The sequence below is a fragment of the Flavobacterium sp. LS1P28 genome (assembly GCF_003970335.1).
Classification (GTDB): domain Bacteria; phylum Bacteroidota; class Bacteroidia; order Flavobacteriales; family Flavobacteriaceae; genus Flavobacterium.
Genome location: NZ_RYDI01000002.1, coordinates 159,373 through 178,586, shown reverse-complemented (window position 1 = coordinate 178,586; position 19,214 = coordinate 159,373). Strand labels below are relative to the sequence as shown.

General features: G+C 35.6%; 12 protein-coding genes. All 12 read right to left on the bottom strand.

What is annotated here, in order from left to right:
• Positions 1–16: 16 nt before the first annotated feature.
• The 12 genes from ruvA to EKL97_RS02650 all read right to left on the bottom strand — a co-directional run bounded on the left by ruvA (position 17) and on the right by EKL97_RS02650 (position 19,179).
• A complete protein-coding gene (gene ruvA / locus EKL97_RS02705; protein ID WP_126568019.1) occupies positions 17–598 on the bottom strand; it encodes a Holliday junction branch migration protein RuvA in 582 nt (193 codons plus the stop codon).
• A gap of 101 nt (positions 599–699) precedes the next feature.
• Complete coding sequence (locus EKL97_RS02700) at positions 700–2,976, bottom strand: NADP-dependent malic enzyme (protein ID WP_126568017.1); 2,277 nt, start codon at positions 2,974–2,976, stop codon at positions 700–702.
• Positions 2,977–3,134: 158 nt separating this feature from the next.
• Positions 3,135–3,560, bottom strand: coding sequence for a CBS domain-containing protein (locus EKL97_RS02695; protein ID WP_126458474.1), 426 nt, complete (start codon positions 3,558–3,560; stop codon positions 3,135–3,137).
• A 72-nt stretch (positions 3,561–3,632) separates the two neighbouring features.
• Positions 3,633–5,498, bottom strand: a complete 1,866-nt coding sequence (locus tag EKL97_RS02690; protein WP_126554767.1) for a trehalase family glycosidase — start codon at positions 5,496–5,498, stop codon at positions 3,633–3,635.
• The gene (locus EKL97_RS02685; RefSeq protein ID WP_126458469.1) at positions 5,495–6,709 is read right to left on the bottom strand and encodes an MFS transporter; all 1,215 of its coding nucleotides are present in this window, start codon (positions 6,707–6,709) and stop codon (positions 5,495–5,497) included. Before EKL97_RS02685 ends, EKL97_RS02690 begins: the two co-directional genes overlap by 4 nt.
• A 39-nt stretch (positions 6,710–6,748) precedes the next feature.
• Positions 6,749–7,687 carry a carbohydrate kinase family protein gene (locus tag EKL97_RS02680; RefSeq protein ID WP_126458466.1) on the bottom strand — a complete coding sequence of 313 codons (939 nt, stop codon included), beginning with the start codon at positions 7,685–7,687 and terminating at the stop codon, positions 6,749–6,751.
• Positions 7,688–8,884: a glycoside hydrolase 100 family protein gene (locus EKL97_RS02675; protein ID WP_231507383.1), complete on the bottom strand. Its 1,197-nt coding sequence runs from the start codon at positions 8,882–8,884 to the stop codon at positions 7,688–7,690.
• Positions 8,868–10,169 (bottom strand): MFS transporter, encoded by a 1,302-nt coding sequence (locus EKL97_RS02670; protein ID WP_126563410.1) that lies wholly within the window; start codon positions 10,167–10,169, stop codon positions 8,868–8,870. Before EKL97_RS02670 ends, EKL97_RS02675 begins: the two co-directional genes overlap by 17 nt.
• A gap of 133 nt (positions 10,170–10,302) precedes the next feature.
• A complete protein-coding gene (locus tag EKL97_RS02665; protein ID WP_126563411.1) occupies positions 10,303–11,220 on the bottom strand; it encodes a GyrI-like domain-containing protein in 918 nt (305 codons plus the stop codon).
• Entirely contained in the window at positions 11,220–12,575 is a 1,356-nt protein-coding gene (locus EKL97_RS02660) for a vanadium-dependent haloperoxidase (protein ID WP_126454194.1), read from the bottom strand. The genes EKL97_RS02665 and EKL97_RS02660 overlap by 1 nt, the downstream gene beginning before the upstream one ends.
• Positions 12,576–12,608: 33 nt before the next feature.
• A complete protein-coding gene (locus tag EKL97_RS02655) occupies positions 12,609–15,869 on the bottom strand; it encodes a VCBS repeat-containing protein (protein WP_126568016.1) in 3,261 nt (1,086 codons plus the stop codon).
• The gene (locus EKL97_RS02650) at positions 15,862–19,179 is read right to left on the bottom strand and encodes a VCBS repeat-containing protein (RefSeq protein ID WP_126568014.1); all 3,318 of its coding nucleotides are present in this window, start codon (positions 19,177–19,179) and stop codon (positions 15,862–15,864) included. Before EKL97_RS02650 ends, EKL97_RS02655 begins: the two co-directional genes overlap by 8 nt.
• Between the last annotated feature and the right edge of the window lie 35 nt (positions 19,180–19,214).

Here is a 19,214-nt window from a genome sequence, read left to right as displayed (position 1 = left end):
TTTCTTGAATCCCTTTTTATAGATTTTTCAATGCTTTTTTGATGATTGCTTCCACTGTGGCGTCCGGATCTTCTTTAACAATTTTTTCTATAATTTTTTCCGAAGTTTTTCGTACAAAACCTAAAACTTCCAAAGCTGATAACGCTTCATCTCGATTTGTATTGTTCTGTGACATAGAAACTTCATCTAAGTCGTATAATTTTAATACTTTCTCTTTTAGATCCAGTATGACTCTTTGTGCTGTTTTACTTCCAATTCCTTTTATAGACTGAACAGTAATTACATCCGCAGTCGCAATTGCTTGTATGATTTGTTTAGGATCTAGCGAGGAAAGCATTGTTCTTGCTATGCTCGCTCCTATTCCTGAAACGGACAATAACATTTTGAATATTTCTCTTTCTGACTTTTCCATAAAACCAAAAAGTGTATGCGCATCTTCTTTTATCTGAAGATACGTATACACTTTTATAAAATCTGTACTAGGAAGTAACGAATAGGTATGTAAGGAAATATTTACGTGGTAACCTACGCCACCACAATCAATAATTATGTGAGTGGGTGATTTCTCAACTAGTTTCCCTTGTAAGTGTGCTATCATGAATTAACAATATGTTAACAAATATAACAAAATTAGCATACTATTTTAGTAAATTCATTAATTTAACTTTGTTAGCTTCTTGACGCTTTTCTGAATTTAATTTATTTTTTCTTTTGTTTTTCCTGAGCATCAATCACAGCAATAGCTGCCATGTTTACCATTTCCTCAACACTGGCTCCCAATTGAAATATGTGAACAGGTTTTCCCATCCCTAACATGATTGGCCCAATAGAATCTACTTTATTTAGTTCTTTCAACAGTTTATAGGTGATATTAGCCGATTCCAAATTGGGAAAAATAAGGGTGTTTACTTTTTTGCCTGCCAATTTAGAAAACGGAAATTTCTCTTTCAGCATTTCTGGATTAAGGGCAAAATCAGCCTGAAGTTCTCCATCAATAATCATTTCCGGATGATTTTCATGCAAATAAGCAACCGCTTGTCTTACTTTAGTGGCACTTTCATTTGAGGAAGATCCAAAATTAGAATAGGAAATCATGGCAATGACTGGCTCTACTCCAAACATTCTGGCGGTTTTAGCTGTCATAACTGCAATTTTTGCCAAATCATCTGCTGATGGATTAATATTTATAGCCGTATCAGATAAAAACATTGGCCCACGAGCCGTCATCATCATATTAGTAGTAGCCACCAGCGAAGCACCAGGTGCTTTCTCGATAAGCTGTAAAATAGGTTTTACCACCGTAGGATAGCTTCTGGAATATCCTGTTACCAATGCATCAGCTTCGCCTTCATTGACCATCATAGCCGCAAAATAATTTCTTTCGCGCATCAGCTTCTGAGCATCTAATAATGAGATTCCTCGTCTTTGTCTGGAGGTCCAGTATGTCGTGGCAAACTTATTTCTTCGACCTTCTTCTTCAGTGATTTTCGGATCAATAATTTCAACATCGGCATCAAAGCCAATTTCTGCTTTCAATTCTAAAATAATTTCTTTATTCCCCAATAAAACTGGAAAACCTATTCCTTCTTCCAATACTATCTGGGCTGCTTTCAAAACATCTAAGTGATCTGCTTCGGCAAAAACGATTTTTTTAGGATCCATTTTAGCTCTATTGGCAATCAATCGAACCATTTTATTATCATTCCCTAAACGCTCTAAAAGTTCCTCTTCATACTTGACCCAATCCGTTATAGGATTCAATGCAACCCCAGAATCCATTGCTGCTTTAGCTACCGCCGGAGCAACAACTATAATCAATCTTGGGTCAAAAGGAGAAGGTATAATATAATCCCGTCCAAATGTTAACTTTTTAGCCCCGTAAGCGATATTCACTTGTTCAGGAACGGACTCTTTCGCTAAAGCTGCCAGCGCTTTGACTGCAGCCATTTTCATGGCTTCATTTATTTTGGTCGCACGCACGTCTAAGGCACCCCTAAAAATATAAGGAAATCCAAGAACATTATTCACTTGATTAGGATAATCAGACCTTCCAGTAGCCATAATCACATCTTTTCGAGTTGCAATGGCTAAATTATAATCAATCTCCGGATCTGGATTTGCCATAGCGAAAACGATAGGATTTACAGCCATTCCCTGTAACATTTTAGGGGTCATAATATCTCCTGATGATAACCCTAAAAAGACATCAGCACCAACTAAAGCTTCTTCAAGACTGATAGGTAAAATGTCTTTGGCATATTTTAATTGTAAATCAGACAATTTCGGATTGTCTTTGGTCAACAATCCTTTGCTGTTATACATTAGGATATTTTCTAGTTTTACACCCAGTAAAATATATAAATTTGCACAAGCAAGAGCGGCTGAACCTGCTCCTGAAACTACCAATTTTACATCTTCTACATTTTTGCCGGCCAGCTCAAGGGCATTTAGCAATGCTGCCGAAGAAATGATGGCTGTACCATGCTGATCATCGTGCATCACGGGTATATTAAGCTCTTCTACAAGCCGTCTTTCTATTTCGAAAGATTCCGGTGCTTTGATATCTTCCAGATTAATGCCCCCAAAAGTTGGCGCTATGTTCTTTACCGTCTGGATGAATTCTTCTATATCTTTTGTCCCAATTTCAATATCAAATACGTCGATATTGGCGAAAATTTTAAACAACAACCCTTTTCCTTCCATTACTGGTTTTGACGCTTCCGGACCAATGTCTCCCAATCCTAAAACTGCAGTTCCATTAGTAATCACTGCAACTAAATTTCCTTTTGCAGTATATTTATAAACATTGTTTACGTCTTTAGCAATTTCTAAACACGGCTCAGCTACACCAGGAGAATAGGCCAAAGATAAATCTCTTTGTGTTGCATATTTCTTGGTGGGAACTACTTGAATTTTACCAGGAGTCGGCTTTGCGTGGTATAATAATGCTTCTCTTCTTTTGCTATTCTTTTCCATTGTTTTTAGATTTTATTCTAGCGCGTAAAGATAGGGGTCTAGATTTAAAAAGAGAGGACTTTTCTCCCATTCTTTTGCATAAAAAGGTCTGATTTGATTCCAAAAAAAAAGCTACACGTAATGCAGCTTTAAATAATTATTATTTTTTTGAATCTTTTTTATTGGGTAATGTAGGAGTTTAAATGTTGAATAGTCTCTTTTTGGATCTCGATTATAGCCTTTACCACATCACTTATTGAGATAATTCCAATTACAATTTCATTTTCCAAAACGGGCAGGTGACGCACTCTTTTGGCACTCATCAACTCCATGCAGTACTCCAAATTATCCGATGGACTTACTGTAACCACATCCGTCTCCATGATTTCATAAACAAAGGCTTTTTTTGAAGATTTTGCTTTCAGAACAATTTTCCGAGCATAATCTCTTTCAGACAGCACACCTTTCAAAATCGTATCTTCAATAATAAGAATTGCTCCGATGTTTTTTTCACTCATCACTGACAATGCTTCGTAAACAGTGTTAGTGGAAAGTATGGAATACACTTCTTTCCCTTTAGTACTTAAAATTTGATTAACTGTCATAATTGATTCATTTAGTGAATCATAAAGTTAAAAAAAATATGCATTCAAACAACAAAAACTTTTTTTTAAGCTCTAAAATATAGCATCAGGAGAAACCAACGCTCCTAATTTAGCTTTTAATTCTTCATTCAAAATTTGTAATCCATATTGATAGGACGCATTCACCCAGCCAAAACCTTCCTTTGCGATGTAATCAAATTCAGTCCCTACATTACCATATTCGGCAAAAACTTTATGGGAACTGATTTCCAAATCAAATTTTTCCGGGATTGTTCCATTATAATCCACTGCATTTCTAGTAATCAACCACAACCATCGGTACACCATTTCTTGTGCTTTATCTAGATAATTATAGTTAATCAATCCTTCCCACAGCAACATTTGGTGCGGTGCCCAACCAAAAGGATAATCCCATTGTCGTTGCGGTACCTCTTTTGAAGCATTAGCAATACTAGCCTTAGTGCTTCCTGTAATTCCACCTGTTTTCACAAATTGCGGCAAAGCAATTTCCACTAATTTTTTGGCCTGATTTTCATCACATAACCCAGCCCACAAAGGAAAAAATGTTGTCGCCGCTTCAAACGGGAACTGCTTATGGCTCACAAAATCATAATCAAAATACATACCTGCGTCCTCGTTCCAGCACAATTCATTCATTTTATCTTTACGGGAAAGTGCTTTTTGCTCCCATTCTTCTGAAGTGTAAAGGATCTCGCCACTTTGAAAAGCATTACTAAAATATTCTTTTATCAAGTAAGCGACATCTTTTTCATATTTGTAAAGAAAACTATTGACATCTACTGAATTCAAATTAGTACACGTATTTATCAGGCGGTTTGTTGTATCATGCCCGCTTTCTCTCATGCTTCGATCATGAACAAAATAAATGTCCAGTTCGTCATCAACAAGCGTTCGCTGTAAATATTGTTTTTCAAATTCTCGAATAGGTAAATTGTATTTTTTAGCATACGGCTCTAAAACATCATCAAAATGCCCCGGTTCTACTTCAAATGGCATTCCAATTCCATCGGCTTTATACCTGTTTAAACCTGTTGGGGTCAAGCGATTTCCTTGCACCATCCAAACGGTATTGTATTCCAAAATGACCGTTTCCAAATGGCTTCTTAACCAGTCTACACTTGGCGTTTTCTTTTTTGCAATTTCGATTAGCAAAGAAGAATACAAAGGCGGTTGTGTTCTGGTCAAATAATAACTTCTATTCGCATTCAGAATTTTACCATATTGTATAATTTGGTATTTAAAATTTTCAGCAATTGCGATTGCTTTGTCTAATTGACCATCTATTAACAAGCCAACGCCAATAAAATAGCTGTCCCAACCATACATTTCGTTGAATCTTCCACCAGGAACAACAAAAGGCACACCTTGCAGACTGTATATTTTTTGTTCCAAAGCCAAAGCCAGAATTCCTGGTTTTTCATTTAAAGTTTCCACATATTCCACCGAATAATTCTCAGGCAGAATTTCAACTTTAAAATTTGGCAATTCTTTTTCTAATTCTTGAAAATAAGCAACTCCCGTTTTGTCTTTGGCAGCAACATAAAGTGTTGCCACATCACTGGACGTTTTTTCATCTTCAATAATTTGTTTCAACCCTTTTTTATCAATGGTACGAGTCAGTTCCTCCCAATAATCATCCTTGATTTTTCTTGAAATTCGGTGAACTGGATTCTCTTGAATGCGACTCAAATCGACTTCACCCAATACTGAATTCGCTTCCTTAAGCTGCGCTAATTCCTGTAATAAATTGGACAAATGATACGTACCTATAATAGCCACTTCCTGTTTGGTGTTTTCGTCTACCAAAACAAATTTTTTAGGCCCATTGTCGTCTTTCGTGATTTTTTTATCCTGATCTGTATCCTCTTGAAGCAATAGTTCTTGGAATACTTTGTCTATATTGAGTATGAATTTCATTGTTTAGCGGTAAGTTTTTTTAAAATAAAGAAAGAAACAAGCAGTAATGACATTGGAATTAAAGTGTAATAAAAGGCGTTTTCAGGGCCTTCATTTTTAAATAAGTAACCAATAACTCTAGAGCCCAAAGTACCACCAAGTGCTGAGAAAACCACAATTAAACCAGTCATAGAACTGTGTAATTTTTTTGGCAAGGCACTTAAAACTACTGAATTTAAAAGCGGATAAATCGGTGCAATAAAAAGTCCTACTAACGGAAATGCAAATCCTATCAAAGGAATATCGCTTAATGAATTGATTTCTTTGACATTCAATCCAACTGTTTTAGGAAGTACAAAAATCACAATGAGCATAGCTGCTATAATACAAAAACTGAGTACCCAAATCCAATTGACTCTTTTAGTAATTACCCCAGCAACAAGTCGGCCTACAGCCAATGAAATAGCCAAAATACTCGCCATCATGATACTGATATTCTCCGGAAGATGCAACACCTTATTATTGAAAGTAGGCAACCAAGACATAATTCCCTGCTCAATCATTACAAATAGGAATGCGCTGATTACAAAAACGATGGTTAACAGTTTCGCAAATAATTTGAACATTTGTTTGAAGTCATCAGCTAGATCAACGCCCGGAATTTCAATTTTATTTTCGAATTTGATAAAAAATAAAAAACCAAAAGACAATAACGAAATACCGGCCAATAACCAATACACGTTCAACCAAGCATCTGGATTCGCATCTGAATTAAAAGCCGGAAACAAGAAATACGCTAATGCAATTCCTATCATAAACACGCCTTCAATGCTACTCATCAAACTATTGTGTTCGTGTTGATTGGTTGTTATGGTTCCAATAAGTGAATACACCGATACTTTTATCAATGCAAAAGAAACGCCCACGGTAGCAAAAAGCAATTTGGCCGTTCCAAAAGAATTTCCATAATACATACTGACGCAAGCTGCTGAAACCAAAGCCAAACCAATAAGCATAGCTTTCTTATATCCAATTCTGGGTAAAAACGAAGCGATTAAAAACGAAACTATAGCAATGGGCAAATCCTTGTATGCTTCCAAAACACTGGCTTGAAATTCATCTACACCATAATTTTTTTGCGCCTTTAATATCACAATTCCCACGCTGTTCAGCAGAATTGCAAATACAAAGTAGTTGAGATACATGGCTAATTTTATAGTGCTTTTTTTCATGTTTTATCTATTATAACAATTAATTTTTATTCAAAGACATTACAAATCGGAATTTAAATATTCCTGAATATCTATTCCTTCTGGCAATCTGCCTACATTCTGAAGTTTCAATACTGCCAGTTTCTGTGCAATAGTTATTGTTTCTTCAAAGTTTTTATTCAACAATTGTGCATATAAAAAACCCGTCCAGAAAGCGTCTCCTGCTCCTGTGGTGTCTTTAATATCTTCTACCGGCAATGCTTTTTGATGAAACCTTCCATAGTCAACATTAGACAATACTACGCCATCTTTCCCTTTTGTCAAACAAATCGTTGAAGCGCCCAAGCTATGAAAATAATCAAAAATAAAATTTTCGGTTTTTTCTTCCGCAAAAAGACGGTAACAGTCATCTTCGCTTAATTTTACCAAAGGATTTGTTGACAAATAATCCTTTAAAACCTCACTTGCCTCTTCCCGATCAGGCCAAATTCTCTCCGAAAAATTAATATCAATACTCGTTTGTAATCCTAATGCTTTCGCTCGTTTGGCACTTTCCACAATAGTGGTCCGAGCTGGATTTTTGCTTAAAGCAAAACAAGTCGTATGGAAAATTTTAGCACTTTCCAGTAAATCATTCGGTATTTGACTTTGCTCAATCTGACAATCTGCTTCTCTGTACGGAATAAAATCCGGCGTACTTGTCGATTTTGAAACAAATATTACAGACGTCGGATGACTTTCTGATATTCTAATTTGTGACGTAATGACATGATTTGCTTTTAACTTTCGAACAATATATTCGCCTAAACCATCTTCTCCACAGGTGGCCACTAATACTGATTTCAGACCCAAACGCGCAGCATTTACGGCCAAATTTGTTGGCGAACCGCCCAGAAAACGATGGTAATCTTTGGTTCTATTTATAGACGTATTCATTTCATGACCAATAAAATCAATCAAAACTTCGCCTGCACATAATATGTCTATTGACTTTTTCACTTAAACTAAAAATTTAAAATTTGTATGTACACTTTGGTGCAACAGCACCGTTGCTGCGCCACTCCAAGCGCAAAAAGGAACGCCGTTTGGCTCTTTGGTTTCGCTATTAAAATTTTCGTAGAAACTAAAATTTTCAATAGCGTTGGCTTCATTTATAGCCGTTAAAAGCGCCTCTGCTTCCTTATTATTTCCTTTCGAAAGCAAAGCCAGACCATAAAAGCCATTGACCATGGACCAACTTCCACCGTTATGAAACTCATTAGGGTAATTTCTGAACTCGTATTTGCAATTGTTTTTAAGCAAATTCCAGTCTAAATCAGTTTCTTGTATTGGTGGCCAAAAAGCAGGTAGCAACTGCAATTTCATTTCGTTTTTGAGTGCAATTGAATATTCTAAAATTGAATTTTGAAAATCTTCTGAACCAATGTTTAAGTACAAAGCCAACGAATTTGCAAAAGCATCAAACTGTGTTTTGTAACCAGCCGGTGAAAAAGAACACGGCATGTATTTTTGGAAGTTCAATTCATTATATGCACGTTCGTGGTATTTTTCACCAACTGAATTTGGAGTGAAATTAATTTCTAGTTGCGCTGTTATTGTTTCAATCTTTACGGTAATATCCTCGTCATGTGCAAAATGATTGTAACTTTTTAAGGCCCAAATTCGGAGTAATTGATCGTACAAAACATAGCCGTCCGTAATATATTCATCCGCCCAATTTCCTGATAATGGCACATACAAAAGGCCTTTATTGTTAAATTCCCAGGATTCCAGGAGCGCAAAACACTTTTCAATTTCAGTATCGTATTTTGCTACAAAAGTAATGTCCTTTGTATAATACGCATATTGGCAGATCCCAATTACAAACCAAGTCACGGCGTCGACTCTTCCTGCCAATCCGCCATAACTAACCTCAACTTGCTCGCCAATTGTCATCACGTTAGACGGAATAGTGCCATTTTGATGTTGATTACTAGCTAATGTTTCTAATGTGTTACGGAATGTTTCGATCAATTTTTTATCTCCCGAGGCCAAAGCCGCCAATCCACAAATCACTCCATCTCGGGCCCAGACCCTTTTATAGTTGGAAATATTTTGAGCACTGGCTAGAAATCCTTCAGAAGAAGACACTTTCTCAAGCAACTCCATTGCTTTTGTATAATTCAAATCACTGTTCATATTATTGTCTTGAAACATTTTTACTTTTAATCAAAAGAGTACAAAAAGCACCGATTAGCATCAGAACACCAGCAAAAGTAATGGCTTGGCGAGCATCATTGTCTAAGAAATTCTTTAAAATATAACCAAAAGAGAGATTTTGGATAATCATTGGAATAACAATCATCATATTAATAATACCCATGTACACTCCATAGCGCTCTTTTGGAATAACAGCAACGACCATCAAATATGGTATTCCCATCATACTGGCCCAAGCAATTCCGTAACCAATAATTACTGCAAAAAATATGTATTGATTTTGCACCATTGGAAACCATAAAAAAGAAACGGCTCCAAATAAAAGACAGACAAAATGAATCATTTTTGCACCGTATTTTTTAGCTAATATTGCCAAATAAAAGGCAATTGAAAAAGTAACTATAAATCCAAAAGCACCAATTAATCCGTTCCATTCTACCGCTTTTTCATAGCCCATTGTATTCATCGGAGTTACATTCCACACGGACAAAGCAATACTTTTCGAATTATTTTGCCAATAGCACATCATGGCATACCATTGAAACAAATACACCAGAAACAGTTGCCACATGACCGTTGGCATTTCTAAAACTGCTTTATAAATATCGATAAAAGGCGAAAAAATATTTAGAGGTTCTGCTTTTAAGATAGCTAATTCTTCTGCTGTTGGCGGGATTTCTGTAGTTTTACCCATACTCCACCAAATGGAAGTTACTGAAAGAATTGCTCCTAAAAAAAAGGAGGCATAAATCCACGTTGGTAGCGATCCTGTATATCCTACAAAAATAATTGGAAACAGAAAAAGTGAAATATAAGCCAGAAACTGTCCGAAACCAGTAAAAAAACTTTGCGCCTGGAAACCTGTTGGTTGTTGTTCTTCATCCAGCGTATCCGCAATAAAAGCCCGATACGGTTCCATAGCAGTATTGTTACCAACATCCAGAATCCAAAGCAAACCTGCAGCCATCCATAAGGAACTGCTAAATGGGAATAGAAATAAGGCGATACTACAAATTATGGCTCCGATAAAAAAGTACGGTTTGCGCCTTCCCCACCTTGGATGCCACGTTTTATCACTCATCGCGCCAATAATGGGTTGAATCAATAAGCCCGTTAAGGGTCCGGCAAGATTTAAAATAGGAATTTGATCCGGACTTGCATGTAAAAAATCATAAATAGGATTTACGGCACTTTGTTGCAAGCCGAAACTGTATTGTATGCCGAAAAAACCAACATTCATATTGATTATCTGCCAAAATTTTAATTTTACTTTAAAGCTCATTTTGGTTGGTTGATTTATTAATTTTATCTAAAAATAATTTTAATATTGCCAATTAAAAACAGATTAAAAACAAAAACGTTTTCGGAAGACCCGAAAACGTTTTCGATTATTTTAAATCAACGACAATCAACCTTTATTTTGAAGCAAAAGGAATGATGATTTTTGTTTCCCATTCTGATTCTACACCCCCATTAAAAGGATTGTCCATGTAATGTTCCAAAACGGTATTTTCTAATTTAAGGTTGTGATTTTTTGCATAATCAATCAAGGCAAACCAACCTCTGTCTGAAGTTCTGAAATTACCATAGTAAGTCGCTTTTAATCCTTTGCGTGCAGGTAAGGTTTTAAATTTAACCACTTCATTTTCAATGACTTTTGTCTTTTTATTAATTGGAAAACAATAATTAAAATCGATTATTTCTTTATCCAAATCCCATTTTGTAATTTCTACATACGGCTTTCCAACTATTTCTATTTTGTTTTGAAATAAAAATCCGGTAATTACAGCGTCATTCGCAATCATATTTTGTGCTTTTTCCTGTAAAACACTTTTTAAACTAATATAGGCCACAAATGTTTCTTCGGAGGAACCTTCCCCGTCAATTCTGACCTTGAAATTTTTTAGATGTTCTGTTAAACCATTTTTAAAATTCGTTATTTTCTTGATTTGATCCTCTTTGAAACTCGTATTAAAAAAAGGAACGGTTATTTTATTGTACCAACTATGATTCAAATCGTGTATTCCAACACTTACTTTTGTAACTGAATCGTTTACAAACTTAATATCCCAAGTATATTCCATTTGGGCAGCTCCTTTTTTCATTTCTTGTTTGATAAAATCAAAATTTCTTTTTTCGAGAATAGTGTAATTTTCTTTTTCATTTTCCAATTGAAGGATCGACCATTCCTGAATCCCTTGAAATACGGTTCCTGTAGCAGCTTTTACTTTAAAAGAAATACAATAATCGGCCTGCTTTAGAAAAAAATACCAAACTAAAAACAAGGACAACACAACGCTTAATACTACTATACTTTTTTTTCTAACTGTCATTATTTTTTACTCATTTTTAATGTATTATTAATGTAATGTCCTATATTATTGCCTTGTACAACACCATTCTCAATAGCGGCTCTGTAATGAATTCCTCCATAAAGCCTACTTATTGAAGCTTCTGCCGCAGCTTGCTTGAATGATTTAAAAGGTCTTTTAGGCAACCCAAAAGAAACTTCTGAGTCATCGATATAACTAAAATTATCTCCAAAAATCGAGGTTAGAATAATTGCCGAACACGACGAAACCACAGAGTGTCCACTCACATATTCCGGAAAAGGAGGTGTTTGTAATTGTGGTCTCCAGTTTTCATCTATGTTTTGATTGATATACGTTTCAGGACGCACAACATTACTCCTATACTTTTCATCCCAACAACTAATGAAGCTCTCAAAAATTCCGATAGATGTTATAGTGTAAGCAAAAACAGTAGTTTCAAAATCTGATTTCGATTTTTTCAAGGCTATTTTAGTGATATTAATCCAATGTGCATCCGGTGTGTTTTTCTTCTTTGCAAACATCATGTGTCCCTGTATGACTGTAGCATAGGGATTACAATCCCAAAAGGAAGCTATAGCCGATTCCTCAGGAATTGGTTTGCTTGGATTTTTTTCGACTTCAATTAATTTTTCAGAAATTAAATTTCCGACATCATAGGTTTCTTTTGCCTCTTTATAAAAAGCAGAATTTTTATCCGTAGAATAAGGATAAGGTGGGATGGCTTTAAATTGAGAGGCTGAATCCATAACCAAAGTTCTTATTTCGCCCCAATGCGGCTCCACACCATCCATATAAGAGGGTGGCGTTGGTTGCCATCGACCGGGTTGATCTGCATACACTGAAAACTTAGAAAAAGTACGCGTTTGTTTATAATTATCTTTCCCCATCCACATTTTTATTCTGTCTACCACTCTTAAAGCGTACGCTTTGGAAACATCAAATTCTTTTTGATTTTCAGCGCTCCATTTTTCATACAAACTATCTCTATATTTTTCTATAGCTTCCTCAGAAAAAATCAATTCTTTACTCACTTCAATATGGGCAATAAGCGCCGCCAAATTTTTATTCACTCCACTTTTAGGATCTAGTTTAGGAATAGAATCCAGACCTTTTAACTGCCCTTGTAAACTTTCGTATTTCGTGCTGTTTTGTGCCATAATCTCGTAAGCGGCAACATTGGGATAAACATAAATTCTACTCGCTACTGGCGGCGAAAATATGTCATGAACCATAATTCCTGTTACTGTATCAACTGCAGCACAAAAATCAGCTGATGATACTTTAATTGGCATCTCTTTGCCACAAGAGGTCAAAAAGAGCATTATAAGTCCTAAAAGATAAATTTTAGAGTTCATTTTACTAGGTTTAAGTGTGTTTTTTTTATTAAATTAGTTCTTAGCTGAAGGCATTTCGTACAGCTCTGCCTTTTTATTATTGATGGTAATTAGTAAATATCTTTTGCCTTTAAAATTGATAATCCCCAGATGCTTAACTGCTTTTTGAGTCAAATCAATTCCTATTTGATGTCCTAGCAAGATGGTTTTTTCGTTCTTGATCAAAGCACCGGAAAACCCATCAAATCTACTGTGGTATGGAGTAACTCCAAAATAATTTCCCGCAGCAAAAACTTCTTCCCTAGCATCTGAATCAAAATTAGATTTCACAAAACTGGTGATAGTCGCTACTTGCATTTTATTCGAAAAGGGCATAAAAGTAAAGGTTCCCTTATCGTTTCTTAAATAACCGGATTTTAAATTATGAACTTCAAATAATTTTCCTGTCGCAAGCATTTTTGGATCAAAAACTTCCTCGAGAGTTTTTCCTGCAAATGATTTGTAACTATTGAACTTCTTTTTTAGCATGCCACTGAATTGCTCTACTAATTCGTCCAGACCTAAAGTGGTGTAATATTTTGCGTTTTTTTCTATTGCCACAATAGTTTCAAAAGACCCGTTCGCATCAAAATCTCCGTAATACATTTTCATTGGAAATTCCTGCGAGGCTTTAAATTTAGAATTCATTCCCCAATTACCAACCAAATAATCTTCGTCACCGTCCTGATCAATATCAAAAGAAAGTATTGACTGCCATAGTCCATTGCTTTTTTCAGGAAAAACAGTTGTTGATACATCCGTGAATTTACCGTTTTTATTCGCAAAAAAAGTAGGCTTCATCCATTCACCTACCACAATTAAATCTGTTTGACCGTCTTTATTGAAGTCTGTAAAAATGGCATCCGTAACCATTCCTATTTTTTCAAAAGTTTTGTTTTGAACTATAGTGAATACGCCTTTATTGTTGTTCAATAAATAACAATCGGGCATACTTCCAAATCTATTATTTACGGAATTATTGGCTACAAAAATATCTAAATCACCATCTTTGTCGTAATCAAAAGCCTTGACAACGGATGCGTTTTGAGCCAGCTTAGGCAAGGTTGCTTTTAGAAATTGATTGTCTTTGCTTAGATATAGTCGGTCTTCCAGATTGGATGCATTTTCGCCCCCACCAGAAACCACTACTAAATCATTCCTTTTATCTGCATTGAAATCCCCGATTACTGCTGAAGCATCTTCATAAACAGAATCCTTTTCGATGGCAGCAAAACCTTTCTTGGTAAATCCATTTTGATTTTGAAAGTAGATTGTCGCTTTTTTATCTTTGGAACCACCAAAGAAGACATCCTCTTTTCCATCTCCATTTAAATCCCCTACTGCAGTAGCCGGACCGCGATCAGAACGTTGATATGGAATCAGTTTTTGAACTAAGAAATCAATATAATCATTTTCCTTATGTATAAAATCAATTCCCAATCCTGTTTCCACCTTTTTGAAAATGGGCAAAACAGCAGGGTGTAATTTTCTGTAATCAAACGCTTTTCTGCTTGTATTTGCTTTTACAGTGAGGGTTTGATTCGTTTTTAAATTCTTCAGAGTTTGATAGGTTTTATCCGGCCAAATTACCACTAAGGAATCTATTTTAGTCGTTTTTCCGTATCCAAAATGAATTATTGGCTCTGATGAGGACTGAAATCCTCTGGTAGTTTGCAGTTCTTTGAATTGTTTTTTTCCTTTGGCATAGGAAATCACTTTGGCTCCAATCCCAAAGGTGTTTTTTCCTATAAACCGCAATTTCAATTTCAGGTAGTTTGCTTTTCCGTCCGTTTTATTAATGTAGACGGTAGCGATACTATTTGTATTATTAGTAATCACGTCTAAATCACCATCATTATCAATATCGGCATAACCACTTCCGTTTGAAATAATAGAGTCGTTTTCTATCCAATCTGCTGATCTGTTTTTATAATGCAAATCAGAAGATCCTTGAAAAATATAATTTGTCACATTTCCTTTTGGCATTCGCTTCAACGCCTCTTTATCCAATAACTTGGTAGTACTGATTTTACTCTTTATCTGATCGTTTGAATAATATTTGACATAATCTAAATCATTAGGTCGCTTAGGAATACCATTAAAAACAAAAATATCCTGCTCCCCATCTTGGTCATAATCGCCAAACAAGGTACTCCAGCTCCAGTCCGTAGCGGAAAGTCCACTTAATAAAGCCGTTTCTGTAAAATGATTACCGGCTTGGTTTAATTGCAACATATTCCTGGCATACTGATAATGATACCCTAATTTTTCGGTTCTCATTTTTAGCATTTGAGAATTATCATCTCCCAAGGAAGATTTTAATACTTTTTCGTCTTCAGGAAGCATATCAAGGCTGAAGATATCAGGGAAACCATCATGGTTCACATCCGCGACATCCAGCCCCATAGAGAACCTGCTAGTGTGTCCAAAGTACTGTTTTAAGCTTTCCGTAAAAGTTCCGTCTCCGTTATTGAGATAATAATAATCATCTTCATGAAAATCATTCCCCACATAAATATCCGGATACCCATCTAAATTAAAATCAGAAACGGCTAATCCTAAACCATAGCCATTGGCACCTCCAAAAATCCCTGCCTGCTCGCTAACATCTACAAATTTTCCATTGTCATTGCGGAATAATTTATCCCCGCATTCGTAACTTCTTTTATTTCTTGTAGCGGCATTGCCAAAAGACAATTCGGAGTGAACCGCATGATTCAACAAATACATGTCTAAATCCCCGTCCAGATCATAATCAAAAAATGCTGCCGAAGAGCTGTAATTATCAAGATCTAATCCGTATTCAGCCGCACTTTCGGTAAATGTATTGTCTTTATTATTGATAAACAGTTCATTCTGTCCCTCGAAACCATTAATTCCTACTACGGCACATACGTAAATATCTAAATATCCGTCACCATTTACATCGGCCATCACCGTTCCGGCATTCCAATCACTTTGCCCCTCTACTCCAGCTTTAGCGGAAATATCTTCAAATTTATTGTTACCTTTATTCAGGTACAATTTATTTTTACCTTGATTAGAAGTAAAATAGATATCGACCAAACCATCGTTATTGACGTCGCCAAGCGCTACACCACCGCCATTATAGTAATAGAGGTAATCTAAAATGGAAATGTTTTTGGACTCTAATAATTGATTATTGAATGTAACATTACTTTCCTCCGAAGACAATTTTTCAAACAACTGTCCTTCTTTTTTGGAACATCCCATAAATAGAAGTGATGCGAGTCCTATTCTAATAAAATTATTCATTGGGTCTAAATAGTTTAGGGGTATTATCATTTACAACGGCTAGTATTGAAATCGTATTGTTTTTGTCTTTGATTGCCTTGAGTTGTTTTACTTCGCCTTTTATGAAAAAACCAGATTTGTCATAAGGAGTCCATGAGAAAGTGCCTTTTTTATTTCCTAAGAGGACACTCCCAAAATTAGCATCTAATCTGGAAAACTGAGGTTTAAATTCATATTGATTTCCTCCTAAGATCAGGTCTAGTATTCCGTCATTATTTACATCCATCGCACAAATAGTGTTTACGCTGGAGAACTGCACTTCTTTTGGAAGCATTTGTATTTCAAATTTTCCATTGCCTTTATTAATGGCAATCACGCTTTCTTGAATAGCAACGGTTTTCTGAATCGAATTAGTAACGATCTCTGGAGTGAAAAGTTCCTGAAACGTTTTCTTAGAATAATCGGCATAACTTAAATTTTTCTTCTTTATAGAAGGAATTTGCCTTGCTAATTCTTGTTTTAAATGGATTGGCAAATCCTTTCCATTTACGGATCGGGTAGCTATTTGCTCAATGGTTCCGTTGTTGTCAAAATCATTGGTAAATAATTTCAACGGATTTCCTTTGGTTGGTTTATAAGGCATATTGGTCCCTCTATTGCCCAGAATTAAATCTTTTTTTCCATCTTTATTTAGGTCAACACAAGCCACAGCATTCCAAAAACCAGTATAACCACTGAGGTTCGTTTTGTATGCTGTCAATCGTCTTCCTGTGTTTTTGAAAATCATTGGTGCCATCCAATCACCAACCAGAATTAAATCTTTTTTGGCATCGTTATCAATATCTTCCCAAACGGCATCGGTTATCATTCCCACAGTATTTATTTTGAATGCTTTTTTATCTGTTACATTCACAAAATTACCTTTTCCCTCGTTTTCTAATAGTAGATGTTTTGGATCTATACCATATACGCCAGGAACACTTCGGCTTCCAATAAACACATCAATATCACCATCATCATCAAAATCACAGGGTGCAATTACGGAAACATTATTGTTCGTTGTTGGGATATTGGTTTTGCTTTTCACAAAAAATCCGTTTCCATCATTCAAATACAAGCGGTTTTTATAATTGGCCTGATCTGATTTCTCGTTTCCTCCTGAACCAACTAATAAATCAACGTGTCCGTCATTATTGGCATCAAAAAAACTAGCGGCAGTATCTTCAAAACCGGCATCTGACTCCAAGTCTTTTTGAGCCAAAAGAGTGAAATTACCATTTCCTTTGTTCACATATATTTTTCCGGCTTGTCCTTTGGCTCCGCCAATAAAAACATCTTCATTTCCGTCACCGTTAATATCAGCCACCGCAAGTGCAGGTCCTTCTTGTGAAAGCATTTTAGAAATTAATCCTTCATGATCAAAATCGACATAATTATTTTCTTTGTGGGCTAAAAACGGTGCTTTCTTTTCAGAAAATAATGGCTTGAGCACCTTGTTTTTTGGAACATAATCCAATTTAGCTGTTGCAATATTTAAATTCATCGTGGTATTATTTACCACTTTTTTAATCATTTCAAACTTTCCATTTGGCCAAATTACCTGCAAAGAGTCAATTTTTTTGGTACCTATTCCAAAAGTCATCACATAATCTACCGAAGACTGAAATCCTCTGGAAGGAATTAATTCTTGTCTGAGAATTTCTTTGCCTGAGAACAACTCCACGACACTTCCTACCGCAAATGTGTTTTGTCCTTCGCCTTTTAGTTTTACTTTTATGAAATGATTATTTTTGTTTTTTTCGGAATTATTTCGATAAATAAAAGCCTCCATATTGACGTTATTGACAATTAAATCGAGGTCTCCATCGTTATCTAAATCGCCGTACGCTGCCCCATTAGAAAAACTTGGTGTATCTAATCCCCATTTCAAAGCTTCATTCGTAAAGGTCAGATTTTTGTTATTCTTGAAGGCATAATTAGGTATTGGAGTGCTTGGCATTTTACTGATAATGGTTTGAATTTCTTCTTTTTTGCCCGTAACGACCATTTTCTGCATGAATTCGTTGGCAAAGAAATCTACAAAATCCTGATTGGTTAAATCGTTATAAATTCCGTTACAAACATAAATATCTTTGTATCCGTCATTATCCATGTCAAATAATAATGCGCCCCAACTCCAATCCGTTTTGGCTACGCCAGCATGATTTGCTATTTCAAGAAATTGATTATTCCCATTATTAATTTGCAGGGTGTTCTGCATATACTGCGTATAAAAATCGAGATTTACTTTTCGGGTAAATAAATCATAATTTTCAAAATTAGTAGTCGTTTTTAAGCGTTCGTCCGGTTCCGGCAACATATCGGTTACAAAAATATCGGCTTTCCCGTCATTGTTTACATCGGCCATGTCAGCACCCATAGAAGATTGACTGATATGAGACGTCCATCCCTGAATTTGTTCGGTAAAGGTTCCGTTTTTATTGTTTATGTATAAATAATCTCTTTCATAAAAATCATTAGAAATATAAATATCCGGATACAAATCTCCGTTTACATCTCCTACGGTAACGCCCAAACCAAAGCCAATCAGACTTCCATAAATGCCTGCTTCTTTGCTGACATCAACAAATTTTCCGTTGTCATTGCGCATTAATTTATCGCCTCCTCCTTTTAGGATTTCAGCCACATCCCAGTCTTTGTCTCTTAAATCTCTTTTGTTAGAATAATTAAGACTACTTACCGGTATAAAACTGTTGTTCAGAATATATACGTCTAAGTCACCATCTTTATCATAATCAAAAAAAGCGGCATGAGTTGTTATGCCCGTATCCGCAAGATTGTATTCGGCTGCCTTTTCCGTGAAAGTATTGTCACCATTATTAATAAAAAGTTCGTTTTGTTGCAAGTCACCCATACTGTTTCCGGCATTACAGACATAAATATCCAGAAACCCATCAGCATTGATATCGACCATCACGACACCAGTTGACCAGGTTTTAGTTCCTTCGATTCCGGCTTTTTTAGAAATATCTTCAAATTTAAAATTTCCTTTATTTAAGTAGAGTTTATTATCGCCCAGATTTGAAGTAAAATACACATCTGAAAGACCATCATTATTGATATCACCAATAGCGACACCACCACCATTATAAAAATTCCTGTACTTGAATATGTTCATATCCGCACCATTCTTCACTTCATTGATAAAATTAATTCCGGTTTGGGAGGCATCTACTTTAGAGAACAAAGTATCGTCGTTTCCAGGGTTATTTTTAGAACAGTTAGAAAAAACAATTATTAAAGGAATAAATAAAAAAATACGATTAAACATATTTACAAACTATTTGATTATGTAATTAGAAATGC